At 70.9% G+C, this 19,068-nt stretch carries 16 protein-coding genes and 1 tRNA gene; 8 read left to right on the top strand and 9 right to left on the bottom strand.

The features are described from left to right. Positions 1–65: 65 nt before the first annotated feature. From pknB to HEP81_RS19105, 6 genes are all read right to left on the bottom strand, one after another. Complete coding sequence (pknB, locus tag HEP81_RS19130; protein WP_037650320.1) at positions 66–2,063, bottom strand: Stk1 family PASTA domain-containing Ser/Thr kinase; 1,998 nt, start codon at positions 2,061–2,063, stop codon at positions 66–68. A 169-nt stretch (positions 2,064–2,232) separates the two neighbouring features. Beyond that, positions 2,233–3,708, bottom strand: coding sequence for a peptidoglycan D,D-transpeptidase FtsI family protein (locus HEP81_RS19125; RefSeq protein WP_037650318.1), 1,476 nt, complete (start codon positions 3,706–3,708; stop codon positions 2,233–2,235). After that, entirely contained in the window at positions 3,705–5,144 is a 1,440-nt protein-coding gene (locus HEP81_RS19120) for an FtsW/RodA/SpoVE family cell cycle protein (RefSeq protein ID WP_037650314.1), read from the bottom strand. Before HEP81_RS19120 ends, HEP81_RS19125 begins: the two co-directional genes overlap by 4 nt. A 27-nt stretch (positions 5,145–5,171) precedes the next feature. Next, positions 5,172–6,734 (bottom strand): Stp1/IreP family PP2C-type Ser/Thr phosphatase, encoded by a 1,563-nt coding sequence (locus HEP81_RS19115; RefSeq protein WP_172624428.1) that lies wholly within the window; start codon positions 6,732–6,734, stop codon positions 5,172–5,174. A gap of 140 nt (positions 6,735–6,874) precedes the next feature. Next, complete coding sequence (locus HEP81_RS19110; protein WP_037650310.1) at positions 6,875–7,411, bottom strand: FHA domain-containing protein FhaB/FipA; 537 nt, start codon at positions 7,409–7,411, stop codon at positions 6,875–6,877. Between the two features lie 10 nt (positions 7,412–7,421). Continuing rightward, entirely contained in the window at positions 7,422–8,312 is an 891-nt protein-coding gene (locus HEP81_RS19105; protein ID WP_037650307.1) for an FhaA domain-containing protein, read from the bottom strand. Between the two features lie 652 nt (positions 8,313–8,964). Here HEP81_RS19105 and HEP81_RS19100 point away from each other — a divergent pair. Together HEP81_RS19100 and HEP81_RS19095 are read left to right on the top strand one after the other, a co-directional pair. Then, positions 8,965–9,048, top strand: a tRNA-Leu gene (locus HEP81_RS19100). A 360-nt stretch (positions 9,049–9,408) separates the two neighbouring features. Further along, positions 9,409–9,750 carry a helix-turn-helix domain-containing protein gene (locus tag HEP81_RS19095; protein ID WP_063755169.1) on the top strand — a complete coding sequence of 114 codons (342 nt, stop codon included), beginning with the start codon at positions 9,409–9,411 and terminating at the stop codon, positions 9,748–9,750. Positions 9,751–9,772: 22 nt separating this feature from the next. Here HEP81_RS19095 and HEP81_RS19090 read toward each other — a convergent pair whose 3' ends face one another. Continuing rightward, positions 9,773–10,591: a hypothetical protein gene (locus HEP81_RS19090; protein ID WP_154822859.1), complete on the bottom strand. Its 819-nt coding sequence runs from the start codon at positions 10,589–10,591 to the stop codon at positions 9,773–9,775. Between the two features lie 713 nt (positions 10,592–11,304). Between HEP81_RS19090 and HEP81_RS19085 the strand changes: the two genes are divergently transcribed. After that, on the top strand, positions 11,305–11,553 hold the full coding sequence (locus tag HEP81_RS19085) for a response regulator transcription factor (protein WP_051849806.1): 249 nt from the start codon (positions 11,305–11,307) through the stop codon (positions 11,551–11,553). A gap of 14 nt (positions 11,554–11,567) precedes the next feature. Here the strand turns inward: HEP81_RS19085 and HEP81_RS19080 are convergent, their stop codons facing one another. Together HEP81_RS19080 and HEP81_RS19075 are read right to left on the bottom strand one after the other, a co-directional pair. Beyond that, the gene (locus HEP81_RS19080) at positions 11,568–12,080 is read right to left on the bottom strand and encodes a hypothetical protein (protein WP_037650304.1); all 513 of its coding nucleotides are present in this window, start codon (positions 12,078–12,080) and stop codon (positions 11,568–11,570) included. A 111-nt stretch (positions 12,081–12,191) separates the two neighbouring features. Further along, positions 12,192–13,241: a helix-turn-helix transcriptional regulator gene (locus HEP81_RS19075; protein ID WP_051849804.1), complete on the bottom strand. Its 1,050-nt coding sequence runs from the start codon at positions 13,239–13,241 to the stop codon at positions 12,192–12,194. 474 nt (positions 13,242–13,715) lie between these two features. Between HEP81_RS19075 and HEP81_RS19070 the strand changes: the two genes are divergently transcribed. From HEP81_RS19070 to HEP81_RS19050, 5 genes are all read left to right on the top strand, one after another. Beyond that, positions 13,716–15,188: an MFS transporter gene (locus HEP81_RS19070; RefSeq protein WP_051849802.1), complete on the top strand. Its 1,473-nt coding sequence runs from the start codon at positions 13,716–13,718 to the stop codon at positions 15,186–15,188. 255 nt (positions 15,189–15,443) lie between these two features. After that, positions 15,444–15,983: a MarR family winged helix-turn-helix transcriptional regulator gene (locus HEP81_RS19065; RefSeq protein WP_037650792.1), complete on the top strand. Its 540-nt coding sequence runs from the start codon at positions 15,444–15,446 to the stop codon at positions 15,981–15,983. A gap of 172 nt (positions 15,984–16,155) precedes the next feature. Then, complete coding sequence (locus HEP81_RS19060; RefSeq protein ID WP_078967091.1) at positions 16,156–17,640, top strand: DUF2252 domain-containing protein; 1,485 nt, start codon at positions 16,156–16,158, stop codon at positions 17,638–17,640. Positions 17,641–17,852: 212 nt separating this feature from the next. Further along, positions 17,853–18,665 carry a hypothetical protein gene (locus HEP81_RS19055; protein ID WP_037650302.1) on the top strand — a complete coding sequence of 271 codons (813 nt, stop codon included), beginning with the start codon at positions 17,853–17,855 and terminating at the stop codon, positions 18,663–18,665. Between the two features lie 49 nt (positions 18,666–18,714). Continuing rightward, positions 18,715–19,044 (top strand): rhodanese-like domain-containing protein, encoded by a 330-nt coding sequence (locus HEP81_RS19050; RefSeq protein WP_037650299.1) that lies wholly within the window; start codon positions 18,715–18,717, stop codon positions 19,042–19,044. The last annotated feature ends 24 nt before the right edge of the window (positions 19,045–19,068 follow it).

The raw sequence follows: 19,068 nt of genomic DNA, 5'->3' as shown, positions 1-19,068 counted from the left end.
CCGGGAACGCGAGTGGGCCCCTGCCGGGAGAGTCCGGCAGGGGCCCACTCGTTCGTACGACCGTGTCAGCCGTCGACACCGCCGAAGATGTTGGGGCCGCCGTTGTCACCACCGTTGTTGCCGGGGTTCGGCCCGCCGACGGTGGTCACGTCGATGGCCTGGCCCTGGTTGACCGGGGTGCCGGGGGCCGGGTTCGAGCTGATGACCAGCGCGTTGTCGTCGTTCGCGCCCGTGACGTTGCCCAGCGACAGACCCGCCTGGGCGAGCATCTGCTTCACCTGGCCGAGCTTCTTGCCCTGGATGCCCGGGACCTGGACCTGGCCGCTCTGCGCCTTGCCCACGTTGACCGCGATCGGCGTGTTCTTGGCGACCTGCTGGCCGGCCGGCGGGTTGATCGACAGGACCTTGCCGTTGTCGTCCGGGTTGTCGGTCGGCTGGTCGTTGCAGGTCGGCACCAGGCCCATGCCCTGGAGCTCGGCCTTTGCGTCGTCACAGGACTTGCCGATGACATCGCCCGGGATGGTCACCTTCTCCTCCGCCTTGGCGACGGTGAGGGTGATCGTGGTGCCCTTCTGCCGGCTGCTGCCGCCCGGCGGGTCCTGCGCGGTGACCACGCCCGGAGGCTGGGTCGACACCACGTCCTTGCGCTCGACGTTGGTGAAGCCCTTCTCCTTGAGCTGGGTCTGCGCCTGGTCGAACTGGATGCCGCGGACGTCCGGCACGGTCACCTTGGGGGCGCCCGTGGAGATCACCAGGCCGACGGTGGTGTTCTTGTCGACCTTCATGCCCTTCGCCGGATCCTGCGAGCACACCAAGCCCTTGGGCTGGTCCTCGCAGGCCTTGCGGCCGGAGACGGTGACCTTCAGATCGACGTTCGAGGCGGTCTCGCGGGCGTCCTTCTCGGACAGGCCGACGAAGTTGGGCACCGAGGGCTTGTCGTTCACGCCGTGCCCGCTGAACGCGTACTTGCCGATCAGGATGGCGCCGATCAGCACCAGGACACCGGCGACGATCAGCAGGATCGTGGAGGTGTTCGACTTCTTCGGCTGCTGGCGGCGCCGGTCGGGGCGGTCGTCGTAGCCGAAGCCGCCGTCGTCCCCGTTCATCGGCGGGAGCATGGCCGTGGCGGCCGCGGGCGACTCCGGGCGCAGCGCGGTGGTCGCCTGGTCGTCGCCGTAGCCGGCGTAACCGACCGCGCCCATCGCGGCGGTGGCGCCGACCGGCTGGCCGTCCAGGCACGCCTCGATGTCGGCCCGCATCTCGTCGGCCGACTGGTAGCGGTAGTTCGGGTCCTTGACCAGCGCCTTGAGGACGATCGCGTCCATCTCGGGGGTGATCTCGGGGTCGAAGACCGAGGGTGCCTGCGGCTCCTCGCGGACGTGCTGGTAGGCCACGGCCACCGGGGAGTCGCCGACGAAGGGCGGCCGTACGGTCAGCAGCTCGTAGAGGAGGCAGCCCGTGGAGTACAGGTCGGAGCGGGCGTCGACCTGCTCGCCCTTGGCCTGCTCGGGGGAGAGGTACTGGGCCGTGCCGATGACCGCCGCGGTCTGCGTCATCGTCATGCCGGAGTCGCCCATCGCACGGGCGATGCCGAAGTCCATGACCTTGACCTGACCGCCCCGGGTCAGCATGACGTTGGCCGGCTTGATGTCGCGGTGGACGATGCCGTTGCGATGGGCGTACTCCAGGCCCTGGAGGATGCCGATGGTCATCTCCATGGCGCGCTCCGGCAGCAGCTTGCGGCCGGAGTGCAGCAGCTCACGCAGGGTGGAACCGTCGACGTACTCCATCACGATGTACGGGATGGAGACCCCGTCGATGTAGTCCTCACCCGTGTCGTAGACCGCGACGATCGCGGGATGGTTGAGCGAGGCGGCCGACTGGGCCTCCCGGCGGAACCGGGCCTGGAAGGACGGGTCGCGCGCGAGGTCGACGCGCAGCGTCTTCACCGCCACCGTGCGGCCGAGCCGGGTGTCATGCGCGAGGTGGACCTCCGCCATGCCACCACGGCCGAGCACGTGGCCCAGCTCGTACCGGCCGCCGAGGCGACGCGGCTCTTCCATAGCTACCTACCAGCCCTCTCCGTCGGTCCCGGCCGTCACATCGCTGTGCGCCGAGGCTGCCGTCCGGGCCTACGGTACCCGGCTCCCTTTGTATGACCTGGCCAAGCCCGGATCCCGATATCGGACCGGTATCGCAATGTGCGTCCTTGTGAAGCTGATGTGATGACCGTCACTTCTTGGAGTTGATGACCGCCTCCATCACGCTCTTCGCGATCGGCGCGGCCAGGCCGCCGCCGGAGATGTCGTCACGGTTGGCGTGCTCGTCCTCGACGACCACGGCCACGGCCACCGGGGAGCTGCCGTCGGGGAGCTTGGCGTAGGAGATGAACCAGGCGTACGGGTTGGCGCTGTTGGCCACACCGTGCTGCGCGGTACCGGTCTTGCCGCCGACCTTGACGTTGGGGATCCGGGCGTTGGTACCGGTGCCCTTCTCGACCACGGTCTCCATCATCGATTGCAGCATCTGCGCGTTCTGCGCGGACAGCGGCCGGCTCATCTCCTGCGGCTTGGTCTTCTCCACCGGGTCGAGGTTGGAAGCCTCCAACTCGTCCACCATGTACGGCTTCATCAGCTTGCCGTCATTGGCGACCGCCGAGGCGACCATGGCCATCTGGAGCGGGGTCGCCGCGGTGTTGTACTGGCCGATCGAGGACAGCGCGGTCTGCGAGGCGTTCATGTTGTCCGAGAACACCGAGGCGTTGGAGCGGACCGGGGTGAACTGCTGCGCGTCGAAGCCGAACTTCTTCGCCTCCGCCAGCATCTTGGCGTTGCCGAGGTCGGCGCCGATCTTGCCGAAGACGGTGTTGCAGGAGTACTGGAGCGCGACCCGCATCGGGGCGTCCTTGCAGGGCAGGTTGCCCTCGTTGGGCAGCGGGGTCGTGGTGCCCGGCATGATGTACGGAAGCGGCGAGTTGGTCCGCTGGTCGGGCGAGGTGTACAGGCCGTTCTCCAGCGCCGCCGCCGCGGTGACCACCTTGAAGGTGGAGCCCGGCGGGTAGGTCTCGCGCAGCGCCCGGTTGAGCATCGGGTCGGCCGGGTTGTTCTCCTTCAGGAGCTTGTTCCGGGCCTTGGCGTCGTCGTCGGTGTTCCCCGCGAAGCTGGAGGGGTCGTACGACGGGTACGAGGCCAGCGCCAGGATCTTCCCGGTGGCCGGGTCCAGGGCGGCGACCGCGCCCTTGCCGCCGACCGCCTTCAGACCGTTGTACGCGGCCTTCTGCGCGGCGCCGTTGAGCGTGGTGACGACGTTGCCGCCCTGCTTCGGCTTGCCCGTGATCATGTCCAGGGTGTTGCGGAAGAAGAGCCGGTCGTCATTGCCGGTCAGGATGCCGTCGTCCAGGTTCTCCAGCTGGGTGCCGCCGAAGGCCTGGGAGGAGAAGCCGGTCACCGGGGCCCACATGGGCCCGTTCTTGTATGTGCGCTTGTACTTGAAGTCGCCGTGCTTGACCTCGACCGAGCCGGTCACCGGGTTGCCGTCCACGATGATGTCGCCGCGCGGCGCGGCATAGCGCTCGATGGAGACCCGCCGGTTGAGCGGGTCGGTGCGCAGGCTGTCGGCCTTGACGTACTGGAGGTAGTTGTCGCGGACGAGCAGGGCCAGCACGAGCAGGCCGCAGAAGATCGCGATCCGGCGCAGGGGCTTGTTCATGACGGGCGGACCACCTGGGTCATCTCGGCGTCGGGGTTGGCTGCGGGGGCGGGTGCCGGGCGGCGGGCGGTGTCGCTGATGCGGATCAGGATGCCGATGAGCGCCCAGTTGGCGATCACGGACGAACCGCCGTACGCGAGGAACGGCATGGTCATACCGGTCAGCGGGATGAGGCCCATCACACCGCCGGCCACCACGAAGACCTGGAGCGCGAAGGCACCCGAGAGGCCGATGGCGAGCAGCTTGCCGAACGGGTCGCGGGCGGCGAGGGCGGTGCGCACGCCGCGTTCCGCGATCAGGCCGTAGATCAGCAGGATCGCCATGAGGCCGGCCAGGCCCAGCTCCTCGCCGAAGGTGGCGAGGATGAAGTCCGAGTTGGCGGCGAACTTGATCAGCTCGGAGTGGCCCTGGCCCCAGCCGGTGCCGAGGGTGCCGCCGGAGCCGAAGGCCCACAGGGCCTGCATGGCCTGCTCGGAGTGACCGCCGACACCCTGCTGGGAGAGCTTGTACTCCTTCAGCGGGTCGAGCCAGGCCTGCACACGCATCTTCACGTGCGGCTCGAAGCTCGCCACGCCGACGGCGCCGACCGCGGACATCAGCAGACCGAAGACGATCCAGCTGGTCCGCTCGGTGGCGACGTACAGCATGATCACGAACATGCCGAAGAACAGCAGCGACGTACCGAGGTCGGTCTCGAAGACCAGGATCAGGATGGACATCGCCCAGACCACGAGGATCGGACCGAGGTCGCGGCCGCGCGGCAGGTAGAGGCCCATGACACGGCGGCTGGCGAGGGCCAGCGCGTCGCGCTTCACCATCAGATAGCCGGCGAAGAAGATGGCCAGCACGATCTTGGCGAACTCACCCGGCTGGATGGTGAAACCGCCGACGGAGATCCAGATCTTGGCGCCGTAGACGTTCAGACCGAGGCCCGGGACCAGCGGGAGCAGCAGCAGGAGCAGCGCGCACATCATGGAGATGTACGTGTAGCGCTGGAACGTGCGGTGGTCCTTGAGGAAGTACAGCACCGCCACGAACAGGGCGATGCCCATCGCCGTGTACATGAGCTGGTTGGTCGCCTTGCCGCCCGCGACATGGATCTGCTGGAGCGCCTTGGACTGGTCCAGGCGCCAGATGCAGACCAGACCGAGCCCGTTGAGCAGGGTGGCCAGCGGCAGCAGCAGCGGGTCGGCGTACGGGGCGAACTTCCGTACGACGAGGTGGGCCACGCCGGCCAGCAGGCCGAGGCCCAGGCCGTAGCTCAGCAGACCGGCGGGGACCTGGTTGTCGATGGCCAGGCCCACGTTGGCGTAGGCGAACACCGGGATCAGCACCGCGAAGACCAGCAGGGCCAGCTCGGTGTTGCGGCGGCTCGGCGCGCCGATCGCGCCGATGGTGGACGTGTGATGCGTCGGCGAGTTACTCGTACTGCTCATCGTGTGACAGGGCCTCTCACGGCTTGCCTACTGCTTACCGCACAGCGAGACGACCTTCTGCTCATCCTCCGAGAGGGTGGGGCCGGGGCTGGGGGTCGCGGACGGGGTCGTGGACGGAGACTTCGAGGATCCCGGCGTGTCCGTGGAGGAGGACGGCTTCGGGTTCGTGGTCGCGGTCGTCCGGGTGAAGGAGGCGGTGCTCATGGTGCCGGTGGTGCCCGCGTCGGACTTGGTGCCGCTGGTCTTGCCCGTGTGCGGCTTGCCCGGCTGGGTGCGCTCGGCGTCCTGGCGCTCCGTCTCCTTCTTGCAGGCGGAGGCCTGCACGGCCAGTTCCTGGATCTTCGACTGGGCGTCCTTGAGGCCGCCCTCGGCGATCGTGGCCTTGACCTGCTTCTGCTGGTACGACGGCAGGTACTTGAGTTCGATCTCCGGGTGGTCCTGCTGCATCGTCGACAGCGACACCCAGGCCAGGTCCTGGCTGATCCCGCGGTACAGCGCGACGTGCTCCTCGCTGGTGCCGACGTAGTACTGCGTCTGCGTCCAGCGGTAGCCGCCGTAGAGACCGCCGCCGATGACCGCGAGGGCGAGGGCGCTGTACAGCGACGCCTTCAGCCATCTGCGGCCCTTGCGCTTGGTGAAGTCGCCGTCGGCGTAGTCGTCGAAGCTGCCCGCCGGGACGTAGCCGGTGCTGTCGCCGGAGCCGGGCGGGCCGAACTCGCCGCCGCCGTGGCCCTGGCGGCCCAGGTGGGAGGCGCGGCCGGCCGGGGTCTGCATGATCCCGTTGTCGTGCAGATGGCTCTGGTTCTCGGCGACCGCGCCGACCACGACGGGCTGGTCGGACAGCTGGCCCGCGAGCGTGTCGCCGGTGTCCAGGTCGAGGACGTCGGCCACGATGACGGTGATGTTGTCCGGGCCGCCGCCGCGCAGCGCGAGCTGGATCAGCTCCTGCACGGTCTCCTGCGGGCCCTGGTAGCTGGCGAGCGTCTCCTCCATCGTCTGGTGGGAGACGACGCCGGACAGGCCGTCGGAGCAGATCAGGTACCGGTCGCCGGCGCGGACCTCGCGGATGGACAGATCGGGCTCGACGTTGTCACCGCTGCCGAGGGCACGCATCAGCAGCGAGCGCTGCGGATGGGTGGTGGCCTCCTCCTCGGTGATCCGGCCCTCGTCCACGAGCCGCTGCACCCAGGTGTGGTCCTGGGTGATCTGGGTGAGCACCCCGTCGCGCAGCAGATAGGCGCGCGAGTCGCCGACGTGCACCATGCCGAGCCGCTGCCCGGTCCACAGCAGCGCGGTCAGCGTGGTGCCCATGCCCTCCAGCTGGGGGTCCTCCTCGACCATGGAGCGCAGCTGGTCGTTGGCGCGCCGCACGGCCACGCCGAGGGAGGTGAGGATGTCGGAGCCGGGCACGTCGTCGTCGAGCGTGACCAGGGTGGAGATCACCTCGGAGGAGGCGACCTCGCCGGCCGCCTGGCCGCCCATGCCGTCGGCGATCGCGAGCAGGCGGGGGCCGGCGTAACCGGAGTCCTCGTTGCCCTCGCGGATCATGCCCTTGTGCGAACCGGCGGCAAAGCGCAGTGACAGACTCATGCGCACCTCGCCCGTCGGCTCCGAATGCAGCCGGTCGTGTCGAGCCACACTGCCCACCCTCCGGTCGGGAGCGCGCCGGGGACCGGAAGGCGGTCCGCCGCCGCGTGCTCGCTCCGTTCGCGCTCACTCATGATGTAGCACTACTTCCGCAGCTCGATGACGGTCTTGCCGATGCGGATCGGCGCGCCCAGCGAGATCGGCGTGGGGGTCGTCAGCCGGGACCGGTCCAGGTAGGTGCCGTTGGTCGACCCCAGGTCCTCGACGATCCACTGGCCGTCGCGGTCGGGGTAGATCCTGGCATGACGGCTGGAGGCGTAGTCGTCGTCCAGCACGATCGTGGAGTCGTGCGCCCGGCCCAGCGTGATGGTCTGGCCCTGGAGCGCGACGGTGGTGCCGGTGAGTGTGCCTTCGGTCACGACCAGCTTGCTGGGGGCGTTGCGCCCGCGCCGGCCGCCGCCACCGCTCTGCTGGCCGCGCTGCTGCGGGGGCGCGGCCTGCTGCCTGGCGGCCTGGCGGCCGCTCGGGGGCTGGGCCCGCCCGGCCTCCCTACGCGATCCGCGCTGAGTGACGCGCGTACCGAACAGGTCGCTGCGGATGACCTGCACGGCCACGATCACGAACAGCCACAGTACGGCCAGGAAACCCAGCCGCATGACCGTGAGGGTCAGCTCTGACATTGCCCCCGCTTCACCCTTCGGCTTGCCTATAGATAACGGTGGTGCTGCCCACGACGATCCGCGAGCCGTCGCGGAGCGTAGCGCGGGTGGTGTGCTGCCCGTCCACCACGATGCCGTTGGTGGAGCCGAGATCCTGGATCGTCGAGGGCGTTCCGGTCCGGATCTCGCAGTGCCGGCGGGAGACGCCGGGATCGTCGATCCGCACGTCGGCCTCGGTGCTGCGGCCCAGCACCAGGGTCGCGCGGGAGATCTGGTGGCGGGTGCCGTTGATCTCGATCCAGTAGCGGGTGCGTCCGCCGCTCATCGGGGCGGCGGCGGGGCGCTGGGTGGCGGGCTGCGGGTAGCCGTAGCCGCCGGGGCGGGCGCCGGGCGGCGGGGCGGCGGGCATGGGGGGCGCGCCGGCGGGCATGGCCGGCGGATAGCCGTAACCGCCCTGGCCCTGTGCGCCCTGTCCCGGGCGGCCCGGGGCCGCCGCGGGACCCTGTCCCTGCGCTTCGTGCGCGGCGGGGCCCGCCTGCTGGTCGCTGGAGGAGGCGAGGGTGCGCGAACGCACCCGGTAGAGGCCGGTGTCCAGGTCCTCGGCCTTCTCCAGGTTCACCTTGATCGGGCCCATGAAGGTGTAGCGCTGCTGCTTCGCGTAGTCACGCACCATGCCGGCCAGTTCGTCACCGAGCTGCCCGGAGTAGGGGCTGAGGCGCTCGTGGTCGGGCGCGCTGAGCTCCACGATGAAGTCGTTGGGTACGACGGTGCGGTCGCGGTTCCAGATGGTCGCGTTGTTGTCGCACTCCCGCTGGAGCGCGCCCGCGATCTCCACGGGCTGGACCTCGGACTTGAAGACCTTGGCGAAGGTGCCGTTCACCAGACCTTCGAGACGCTGCTCGAACTTCTTCAGGACTCCCATGGGGCACCTCCTCCGTCCCTTGTCGGTTCCTTGTCCTGCTCTGTGTGGTGCCTGTGCTGCTCTGTGCGGTGCGTTGCCCGGTACCGCCGGTACTGCTTACTGATCGTATCCACGCCCCTGGCAAACAGCCGGTTCCCCCAGCCGCTCCGCTCGGAACTCCTCCCTGGCATGGATCGTAGAGCCGGGCCAGGACCAGTGTCCCGCACCGGGCCCCGCCCCCGCCCCTCTCCTGGGGAGATGGCCGGGACCGGTACGAGGTTGATACGTGAACCGGGACTCCTTGATACGTGGTGAAACGGCCGGGCGCTGTGCGCATGGTCACGGGTGTGGGGACGGTCACGGTGTGGGCGGGGTGTGAGTACGGCGACGGGGGCGGGCGCGGGTGCGGGCGTGTGCGGGGCGATGCGGGGTGGGGCGTGGGGTCGGCCGGAGGGGGGGCGGCGCGCGGACGGCGTGCGGGTGAGGCGTGCGCCCGGTCGACGGCACCCTGCCCGACGGGGCGAGCCGGGTCGATCGGTGCGGGGGCCGGCCGTGGACGGGCTGGTCAGGGCCCCTGGGAAAGGGATGTGAACCCACCCCGTACGACGTGCTAATGTTCTGCATGTCGGAAGGGGCCAGCCCGAAAGGGCAGAAGCCGGAAGACACACCCAATGCGCGGGTGGCGGAATAGGCAGACGCGCTGGATTCAGGTTCCAGTGCCCGAAAGGGCGTGGGGGTTCAACTCCCCCCTCGCGCACAGAGGGAATGGGCGGCATCGCAATGGCGATGCCGCCCTTCTTCTTTTCCCGCGCGCCGCGGACGTGTGAGGAAGGTCTCAGGTCCGACGGCGGCGATGAGGACCTGGGCGTCGGTCCGACGGTGACCGCCCCGTCGCAGCCCGACCGAAGTCGCCTCGTAGCCCATTGGAGTTGTGCCGAAGCGGTCGTGGACTGCTGGCCCAAGGGTGAGTATCGGCAGGTCACAGACGTTGCGGCGGAACCTGACGAGGTGTCAGTGGCAGGGTTTCCACTGGAAGTGAGTGTTTAGTCAGACCTAAAGGTGGCATTCTGGAGACACCGCAACAACCGTTGTGGCGAGGCCAGTTGGGGGTCGTTCCATGAGCTTCTTCGGTCGGAGCGAGGGCAGTGCCGAGTCGGCCGGTGCCCAGTTGGCGCGGCAGGCGACCGCGTCGCTCGCGGGGTTGCTGGCGGGGCTGGGGAAGTCGCGGTCGGACCTCGCCAAGGCGATGGGGGTGAGCCCCGGCCGGGTCAGTCAGATCATGTCGGGCGATGCCAACCTGACCGTGCGGACGTTGGCATCACTGGCGGATGCGCTGGATGCCGATGTGGAGATCAGATTTTCTCCCCGTGGCGCTCAGGCCGCGGAGGGAGTGTCCGTGCGCAGCGGTGAGCCCGTGCCGCTGCGGGGGAGAAGTGTGGCCGCCCGTCGGGTCGGCTAGGGCCTGATCCAAACGAGAGGCCCTAGACCCGGTTGCGGCGGAAGGTGAGTCGTGGCCGGGGCACGGGCGAGCTGTGGAAGGCGTCGTCGGACAGCGCCTTGGTCCGCAGGGACTCGAGTTCGGGCTGCTCCGTCCGGCGGCCGTGCACGTAGGCGTGCAGCAACAGGTCCCCGCAGCGGTTGCGGGCCTCCCCGAGAGCGCTGCGGCAGAGGTAGGTCTCGTCGGCGGTCGGCTCGCGCATCCAGGGTGAGCCGGCGTCACGGCGGGCCTCGTCGGTCCTGGTCTGCACATCGAGGGCGTGGACCATGGCCTCGTCCGCCGCGTCGAAGAGGTGGTTGACCGTCTTGGTGAGCGTGGGATGCCGGTCCAGCAGGTAGTTCCTGAGGTCGTAGATGAAGACACGGAGCTGCGTCGACGTCTCGAAGCCGTCCAGGAAGCGGTCGCACCAGCGGCAGGCGTCGAGATGCATCCGGTATTCGAGCCGCTCCCGGAACCAGGCGATGCCGAGGGTCATGAACTTGACGTAGGGCTGGGTCGTGTCGTCCTGCTTCTTGCGTGGCATGGCCGTGGCGCCGGTGGCCAGGCCCGCGGTGAGCGGCGGCAGCTTCGCCAGGTGGGGCAGCGCCATCGCGGCGACGATCCCGACCGCGCCGGTCAGGGCGAGGATCAGGAGGGTCAGCCCGGCGGACCGGCGGCTGCCCAGCAGTCGGCCCTTGCCCACCGCGTGGCGGGCCAAGCCGATCCACGTGAGGCCGGCGCCGGCGGCGGCCGGTAACGCGTACTCGGCGAGCCAGCCGTGGTGGTACCAGGTCATGAACAGCCCCAAGTCATGCATGGACAAGGAGGGCCGTCACCTGCCTGCCTCGGGGTGAGCCGGGCTCCCCCTCGGCGTTCGCGCCCAGCCCTTTCACCGCGGGCACGCGGCGGGCGGGCCGGCCGCGGTGAGTACCGCAGATGATGTCACCTGCCACGGACGCGTGGCGCGGCTTTGGCGGCAAGTGCCCACCGGCCGTGCCGATCCAGCCATCTGGGGAGGGGAATGGCCGAGGTGGTGGCTACGACGCGATGGACACGCGGGCCCGGAGGCGGGGGTCCGTGTGCGCATCGGTGGGGCCGGGCGGGTTGACGCCGGGGTGCCGGGGCCCGGGCGGGTTCGGTTACTTCTCCTCGGGCATGCGGTGGCCGAGGTCGCACATGCCGGCCGGGGTGACGGTGTGGGAGATGGTGGCCGCAAGCTGCGGGCGGCCCGGCCGGTGGCGGGGAGGGCCAGGCGGAGAGGGCGGCGGTGAGGACGGTGGTGGCGGCGATACGGCCGACGAGGGACATGAGGTCTGCTCCGGATCCGCAGGCGTCGGCAGTAGCCACGTGAATGTGGTCCCGGAGTTGCGGGGTGTCCCTCCCCTTCATGTCGCGCACTTTGCTGAGGGGCCCGGGAGGTGGTGGGGCGGGGCGGAGGTTCGCATGCTGGAAAGGCGATCCCAGCGCGGTCCCAGTGTGTTCCGAGTGCGATCCCCGTGCGTTTCCCATGTGTTCGACGAATGAGAGGGACCCCCCATGTCTTCGCTTGCCGGCACGATGCCGTCACCCGATTTCTCCCCCCGCGAGAGGGAGGTGCTCGCCTCCCTGTGCGATGGGGAGACGTACCCGTCCATCGCCCGCCGGCTCGGCATCAGCCGGCACACGGTGGACACCTATGTGCGCAGGCTGCGCAGCAAGACGGGCGCGGTGAGCCGTGCGCAGCTCGTCGTCGCCGCGGTCAGGTGCGGGGTGTTCGATGTGCACGCCCAGGCGAACCGGAGCTGACCGAACTCGGGTACTCAATGGGGGCGTCGGGCCGTGCGGAACGGTTCGCGGTCCAGTCCCCGCCCGTGGGCCGGGGTGGTCAGGGAGAGGGAGATGAGCCGGCTGCCGGCGGCCGCGGTGACGGTCGTACGGGAGCCACGCGGCAGGTAGAGGACCTCGCTGGTCAACAGCGGCAGGACGAGGGGCCGTTCGGGCTCCTCCGCCGTGGCGACGGACCAGTGGGTGCGGCCCGCGGTCTGCACCACCAGGGTGTGCGCCGGCGCGGGGCCGTCGAGCGGGGCGCCGGAGGTTTCGTTCACGGGCACGCCCAGAGCGGACGCCAGGCTGCGCGCGAGGTACGCGGACAGCCGGCGGTCGGACGCCGGGGAGGTCCGGTCCGTCGTGTCGTACACGGCGGGTTCGTGCTCGGGCCACAGCAGGGCGGGTGAGCGGTCCGTGCAGGCGCGGAGGAAGAGTACGACCTCCTCCACGTACGCCTCCTGGGACTCCGGAACCACCGTGCCGTCGTACGCACTTCCCCAGACCATGCAGGCTTCACCATCGTCGTCGTGACTCGCGGCCGTCCCGCGCTCCTCGCCCGAGGGGGCGGAGCGGAGACTCTTGTGTGCAGCATGCCGTATCGACACGCGCACCGTCAGTCACGGGTTCGCGTGACCGTCCACCTCCTCCAGCAGCCCGGAACGGGCCGCGGCGACGCCCGCCTGGAAGCGGCTCGACACGTTCAACTCGGAGAGGATGTCGGCGACATGGCGGCGTGTCGTGCGCAGCGACATGCCGAGGCGCCGGGCGATCGCCTCGTCCTTGAGGCCGTCGGCGAGCAGGCGCAGGATCGTGCGGTGCAGTTCCCTGGAGACCGCCTCCATGGCGCGCCCGGTGGCGTCGACGAACGGCCTGGCGTGGGTCCAGGCCAGCTCGAAGATGTCGTACAGGTAGGCCACCACCGGCGGTTCGCTGATGAGGATCGCGCCCTGGCCGTCGTGCCCGGGCGCGGGGATGAAGGCGGTCTCCCGGTCCACGATGATCAGCCGGCCGAACAGTTCGTGCAGCGTGCGGTACTCCGCGCCGCGCGCGGAGAGTTCCGCAACGTATGCCTGGCTCGGGCCGTTGAAACGCGCCGTGTGGTGGTAAAGGGTGCGGATGCGGACGCCCCGGTCGAGCATCGCCCGGTCGCGCCCCATGGCCTCGGCCATCGCCGCCGGGACCCGGGAGCCGCCGCCGGGCTGGCAGGAGACGAGTTCGGTACGGCAGCCGTCGCTGAGCCGGTTGAGCCGGTCGCGGACCTCGGCCACCGTGGAGATCTCCTGGAAACCGCCGCCCCAGGAGCGCGATTCCCGCTGGAAGACCAGGCTGAAGGGGTCGACGCTGCTTCTGATGTGCGCGATCGCCTCCTGGCGCTCACGGATCTGCGCCTCCAGGGGCGCGGTACGACGGCTCGCCGCGGCCTCCGCCGGTACGACGGTCAGCCGGGACCCCGGCAGCGGCTGCTCGGCCAGCAGCCCGCTCTCGATGAGGCGGGCGAGGGCGTGGCGGACGTCGGCGAGGTCGGCGGGCAGCTCGCGGGCGATGGTCTCGGGGTCGTGCGTGCCCGCTCTCTGGTTGCGGACGAGCCAGGCGTAGACCTTTAAGTCCAGAGACTCCGACTTGAGTTCATCAGGGGTCGATCGTGGGCAATGAGGAGCTATGTCCATGTTCGCTCCGTCCTCCCCTTGCTGCCTTGCCGTTTGATGAGGCATCGGAAACCTGGCGGACGACATTGAGTTTTCCGAGACTGAGATCACCGTAACGTCCTTGTATAGGGAACGGAGTTCGCGTCATGAGGCGCTTCCTCATCGCTGTGACCGGCCTGTTGGCGGTCTTCGCACTCGGCACGGCCTCCTCGCACCACGGGGCCCCGGAGCGGGGTACGCGGGTCCAGGCGTCCTGCCATGCCATGCCGCCCGGGATGCGTGGAACCTGTGCTGACAGCTCCTGGGGTGGGTGAGTGCGTTTTTCGGGGTTTGGTTGCTCGGTGTCGCCTAGGGGGCGGCGCGGGTCGCTCCTCCGGGTGGTGCCGGAGGCCGCTCTCCGGGGCAGGCCGGTGGCACCTCCGGGTGTCGTCTCCGGGATGATGATCGAGATAGGACGCTAACCAAGTATTTCGGTGACCGTTGTAATCTGGGGGCATGGTCACCGACACGCGGCAGCACCCGTCCGTACGGCGCGGGCTCGCGCTGCTCACCTCGGAGCGGCCCCGCCCCGAGGCGATCCGCGCACGGTCGAACAGCTGGTGGCTGGCCGTGGCCGCGGTGTGCTTCGGCGCGTTCATGGGTCAGCTGGACGCCAGCATCGTCACGCTCACCTACGGCGGTCTGCGCACCGACTTCCACGCCTCGCTCGCGGCCGTCGAATGGGTCTCGCTGGCCTATCTGCTCGCCCTGGTGGCGCTGCTGGTGCCCGTGGGGCGCCTTGCCGACGCCCACGGCCGCAAACTGCTCTACCTGTATGGCTTCGCCGTCTTCACCCTCGCCTCCGCGGCCTGCGGCTTCGCGCCCTCGCTCGGGGCTCTCGTGGCGTTCCGCGTGGTCCAGGCGGCCGGCGCGGCCATGATGCAGGCCAACAGCGTGGCGCTGGTGACCACCAGCGCGCCGCGCGAGCGGATGCGCAGCGCGCTCGGCGTGCAGGCCGCCGCGCAGGCCCTGGGGCTGGCCCTGGGACCGACGGTCGGGGGCGCCCTGGTGTCCACCCTGGGCTGGCGCTGGGTGTTCTGGGTGAACGTGCCCGTAGGCGTCGTCGCGCTCGTCGGCGGCCACTACCTGCTGCCCCGCACCCGGGCGCGTACCCGGGTCACCCGCTTCGACTGGCCGGGACTCCTGCTGCTGGCCGCGGCCACCACCGGTGCCCTGATGGGCGTCTCCGCGGCTTCCGGGCTGCCGGTGCCCGGCTGGGGCGTGGCCGCGCTGTTCCTGGTCGCGGCCGGGGCGGGGTGGGCCTTCGTACGACGCCAGCGGCGGGCGGCCGCGCCCCTGCTCGATCTCGCCCTGCTGCGGGTACGGGCGGTGGCGTACGGCCTGGTGGGCGCCCTGAGCGGCTACCTGGTGCTGTTCGGGCCGCTGGTACTGGTGCCCGTCGTGCTCACTGCGCGGGGCGTGTCCGAGCTGACGGCGGGGCTGGCGCTCACCGCGCTGCCGGCCGGGTTCGCGCTGGCCGCGACCGGGTGCGACCGGGTGCTGCCGTGCGGCCTCTCGGACCGGGGGCGGTGCCTGGCCGGCGCGGGGATCTTCACGGTGGCGCTGACCGCGCTGCTGGTGGTGCCGCCGGGGATCGGTGAGCTGGTGCCGGTGCTCGCGGTGACCGGGCTGGGGCTGGGGATGTTCACCCCGGCCAACAACGCGCTGATCATGGGCGCGATACCCGCGCGGTCGTCCGGGACGGGCGGGGGGCTCGTGAACATGACCCGGGGGCTGGGGACGGCGCTCGGGGTCGCGCTGGTCACGCTCGCCTTGCAGGTGGGGGACGGCGGGGACGGGGGCGTGGGTGCCGGGCGGGGTGGGAGCCAGGCGGCCGTGGTGGTGCTGGTGGTGGCGTCGGTGGTCGCGGTGGGGGCGGCTTGGTTCGGACCGAGGGAGGGGGCACGGGAGGGGATGCGGGAGGGGTGAGAGGGCGTGAGCGGGGGTGCGGGTGGGGTTGAGGGAGCGTGAACGGGTGCGAGGGGTGCGAGGGGGCGTGAGAGGGCTCGCGGGGGTGCTCGGGGCGCGCTCGTAGGGGAGGCCGGGAAGGGGCGGCTTCGGGAGGGGCTTTTCCGGGTCAGTCGGTTTGGTCGGGGTCGTCGGGGTCGTCGGAGTCGGTCTCGGGGGCCGTCCGAGCCCTGGACGCCCGGCCGTTCCCGGATGCCGCCCGGCTACGCTTTCCGCATGTCCGCGCAGCCAAGCCCCGACGTCTCCACCCCCGGCTCTGCCGCTCAGGCGGGGTCGGAACGGGCGGGGTCCGTCCAGGCGCCCGAGGCCCGTCTGCTCACCGAGGCCGTCACCCGGCTGCGCCGCGCGCTGCGCTCCTCGATCCGCACCGACTATCCGTGGGAGACGCTCCCCATGGCGCAGGTCGAGCTGCTCCAGGTGCTCGGCGAGCACTCTCCCGCCCGGATCAGCGACCTCGCCGCGCGCCGCCGCCTGGCGCCGAGCACGGTCAGCGGGCTGATCGGTCAGATGATCAGCGCGGGACTGGTCGCGCGGGACGTCGACGCCGCCGACCGCCGGGCCTCCGTCGTCACCCTCACCGACGCGGGCCGCGAGAAGCTCGAGGCCTGGACCACGGCACACGAACGCCGCATCGACGCCGCGCTCGGCGCCCTGGACGAAGAGGCTCGCGAGGCCATCGGGAACGCCCTGCCCGCGTTGTTCCAGCTGGCCGAGAACTTGGGTGCGGAGGCGGGGGAAGGCACGCCGGAGCGGTGAACCGGCCGGTGGGGTACCGGCCTTGTCCGTGACCGGCGGTGGTTCGGTCGGCGAGCGGTGGTTCGGTCGGCGAGCGCGGCGGGTGGGTCGGCGAGCGGGTTTTCCACAGCCGCCGGGTTGTCCACAGGGCTGACACGGATTCCGGCGACGGCGGTACGGTCGTGCCGAGTTGATGTTCGTCTCGACGCGTACGGGGGAGGCGGTCGCTGTGGCCGGGAGCGGTGCGGGCGTGGTGAGTGAGCCGCGGCAGGGGGAGCGGCCTGAGGGCGGGGCGCGCAGGCTGCCGCGGGTGCGCGGGTTCGCCGAGTGGCCCCGGCAGGGTTCGCCCAAGGAGGAGGGCAAGGCGCTGCGCACGAGCGTGCCGCGCGGTGACCACGCCGTCTTCGCACCGGACGCCGCCCGCCCGGACGCGGTGAGCGCCGTCGTCGAGTCCAACGCCGGCCGGATACCGGAACTGACCCCGATCCGCGTGGGCCGGATGGCGGCCACCCCCTTCGCCTTCCTGCGGGGTTCCGCCGGACTCATGGCGTACGACCTGGCACGCACCCCCGTCACCGGGGTGGGCGCGCAGCTCTGCGGGGACGCGCACGCCGCCAACTTCGGGCTGTACGGCGACGCCCGCGGCGGCCTCGTCATCGACCTGAACGACTTCGACGAGACCGTGCACGGCCCCTGGGAGTGGGACCTGAAGCGGCTCGCCACCTCGCTGGTGCTGGCCGGGCGCGAGGCCGGTGCCGACGAGGACACCTGCCGTGCCGCGGCACGGGACGCGGCCGGCGCCTACCGCCACACCATGCGGCTGCTGGCGAAGCTCCCGGCGCTGGACGCGTGGAACGCCATCGCGGACGAGGAGCTGGTCTCCCACGCCGACGCCCATGATCTGCTCGGCACCCTGCAACGGGTCTCGGAGAAGGCGCGGGCCAACACCAGCGGCCGGTTCGCGGCGAAGTCGACGGAGCCGCACCCGGACGGCGGGCGGCGCTTCGTCGACGCCTCGCCGGTGCTGCGCCGGATACCGGACGGCGAGGCCGCCGCGGTCGCCACGTCCCTGGAGGAGTACCTGACGACCCTGTCCGAGGACCGCCGCCCGCTGCTCGCCCGGCACACGGTGCACGACGTCGCCTTCCGCGTGGTCGGCACCGGCAGCGTCGGCACCCGCTCGTACGTGGTCCTGCTCCTCGACCACCGCGAGCACCCGCTGGTCCTCCAGGTGAAGGAGGCCCGCCCCTCCGCGCTGCTCCCGCACCTGGCCGCCGCCGGCTTCGAGAACCCGCCGGTCGCGCACGAGGGGCGCCGGGTCGTGCTCGGGCAGCAGCGGATGCAGGTGGTCAGCGACACTTTGCTGGGCTGGACCACGGTCGACGGCCGGCCTTTCCAGGTACGGCAGTTCCGCAACCGCAAGGGCAGCGTCGATCCCGCCGCCCTCGCCGCCGACCAGGTCGACGACTACGCCCGCATGACCGGCGCCCTCCTGGCCCGCGCCCACTCCCACAGCGCCGACCCCCGCCTGATCGCCGGCTACTGCGGCAAGAACGAGGACCTCGACAACGCCATCGCCGCCTTCGCCCTGACCTACGCCGACATCACGGAGTCCGACCACGCGGCCCTGATCACAGCGATACGCACGGGCCGCGTAGCGGCGGAACTGGGTGTGTGAGCGGGAGGCTTCTTGGCCTTCTTGGGTTTTTTGCCTTTCTCGGGCTTCTCGGGGGGCCACTGCAACCCCCTGAGGGGCGCGGGGAACTGCGCGACCAGCCACCACGTACCCGCACTCGCCGACGGCCCCGCCCCCCCACGACGAGTCGCCCCCCGCCACCGGCACGGATCCGGCCCGGCTTCAAGCCGAGCGCAGCGACTACGCTGGGGCGGGTGACCACCCCGGAAGCCGAACAACCCGACGCCCCCCGCCCCGAGGCGCGGCTCGAACAGGCCGTACGGGCCGCCGAGCAGGCGTTGATCGAGTACGAGATCGCCGTGGAGACCTTCCGCGTCGAGGTCGAGAACTTCTCCCGGCTGCACGAACAGCGACTCGGTCCGCTCTATCTGCGCCTGGAGGAACTGGACGCCGAGATCGCCGAGGCGACGGCCGCCCGCACCGGTGACCCGGAGGATGTGCGCCGCGCCGCGGAGGCCCGCGCCAACGTCCTGCCGATCCCCGGCGTCGAAGAGCTGATGCACGGCTGGATGGACGGCCATGGCCTCTACCCCGAGGCCGCCGCCATGCTCACCGGCCAGGCGGTACGCCCCCCGGAGCGGGTACGGCCCAGCGAGGAGGCCCGCAAGCTCTACCGCGACCTCGCCCGCAAGGCCCACCCCGACCTGGCGCAGGAGGAGGACGAGCGCACCCGGCGCGAGGAGTTCCTCACCCGGGTCAACGCCGCCTACGCCCGAGGTGACGAGACCCTGCTGAAGGAACTCGCCGAGGAGTGGGCCGCGGGGCCGGTACCGCCCGAGCGGCGTCCGAGCCCCGCCGAGGAGCTGTACGCCCGCCTCGAATGGCTCTCCCAGCGCAAGGAGCTGCTCAACCTGGTCGCCCGCGAACTGGAGGACGGCGCCATCGCCGGCATGCTCCGCCTCGCCCCCGACGACCCGGACGCACTGCTGGAGGAGATCGCCGACAAGCTCCGCGCCGACATCACCCGGCGCGAGGAGGAACTGGCGGCCCTGCTGGCGCAGGACTGAACCGGGCCCGCCGTCGGGTAGCGTCGGAGTCATGAATTTCGGAGCTGGTGTGCCCACCGTCGGTGTCACGGACCTCAAGGACGACGACTTCCTGCTGGACGTCCGCGAGGACGACGAGTGGCAGGCGGGCCACGCCGAGGGAGCGCTGCACATCCCGACCAGTGAGTTCGTGGCCCGTTACGGCGAGCTGACCGAGGCTGCCCCGCAGGACGGCCGTGTCCATGTGATCTGCCGCTCCGGCGGCCGGTCCGCCCAGGTCACCATGTATCTGGTGCAGCAGGGCATCGACGCGGTGAACATCGACGGCGGCATGCAGTCCTGGGCCGCCGCGGGCCGCCCGGTGACCACCGACGACGGTCGCCCGGGCCACGTGCTCTGACCCCACCCCGGCCATCGGCCGTCG

This window comes from Streptomyces griseofuscus (assembly GCF_014673495.1).
In the GTDB taxonomy this organism is placed as follows: Bacteria; Actinomycetota; Actinomycetes; order Streptomycetales; family Streptomycetaceae; genus Streptomyces; species Streptomyces murinus.
The sequence above is the reverse complement of the archived record's forward strand: the minus strand, read 5'-3'. Positions and strand labels throughout refer to the sequence as shown.

Coding starts and splice junctions, on each gene's coding strand:
- HEP81_RS19120 (WP_037650314.1), bottom strand. CDS start 5,144: ATGAGCAGTACGAGTAACTCGCCGACGCATCACACGTCCACCATCGGC.
- HEP81_RS19085 (WP_051849806.1), top strand. CDS start 11,305: ATGTCTTCGCTTGCCGGCACGATGCCGTCACCCGATTTCTCCCCCCGC.
- HEP81_RS19060 (WP_078967091.1), top strand. CDS start 16,156: ATGTTCGTCTCGACGCGTACGGGGGAGGCGGTCGCTGTGGCCGGGAGC.
- HEP81_RS19125 (WP_037650318.1), bottom strand. CDS start 3,708: ATGAACAAGCCCCTGCGCCGGATCGCGATCTTCTGCGGCCTGCTCGTG.
- HEP81_RS19095 (WP_063755169.1), top strand. CDS start 9,409: ATGAGCTTCTTCGGTCGGAGCGAGGGCAGTGCCGAGTCGGCCGGTGCC.
- HEP81_RS19110 (WP_037650310.1), bottom strand. CDS start 7,411: ATGTCAGAGCTGACCCTCACGGTCATGCGGCTGGGTTTCCTGGCCGTA.
- HEP81_RS19075 (WP_051849804.1), bottom strand. CDS start 13,241: ATGGACATAGCTCCTCATTGCCCACGATCGACCCCTGATGAACTCAAG.
- HEP81_RS19070 (WP_051849802.1), top strand. CDS start 13,716: ATGGTCACCGACACGCGGCAGCACCCGTCCGTACGGCGCGGGCTCGCG.
- pknB (WP_037650320.1), bottom strand. CDS start 2,063: ATGGAAGAGCCGCGTCGCCTCGGCGGCCGGTACGAGCTGGGCCACGTG.
- HEP81_RS19065 (WP_037650792.1), top strand. CDS start 15,444: ATGTCCGCGCAGCCAAGCCCCGACGTCTCCACCCCCGGCTCTGCCGCT.
- HEP81_RS19105 (WP_037650307.1), bottom strand. CDS start 8,312: ATGGGAGTCCTGAAGAAGTTCGAGCAGCGTCTCGAAGGTCTGGTGAAC.
- HEP81_RS19080 (WP_037650304.1), bottom strand. CDS start 12,080: ATGGTCTGGGGAAGTGCGTACGACGGCACGGTGGTTCCGGAGTCCCAG.
- HEP81_RS19115 (WP_172624428.1), bottom strand. CDS start 6,734: ATGAGTCTGTCACTGCGCTTTGCCGCCGGTTCGCACAAGGGCATGATC.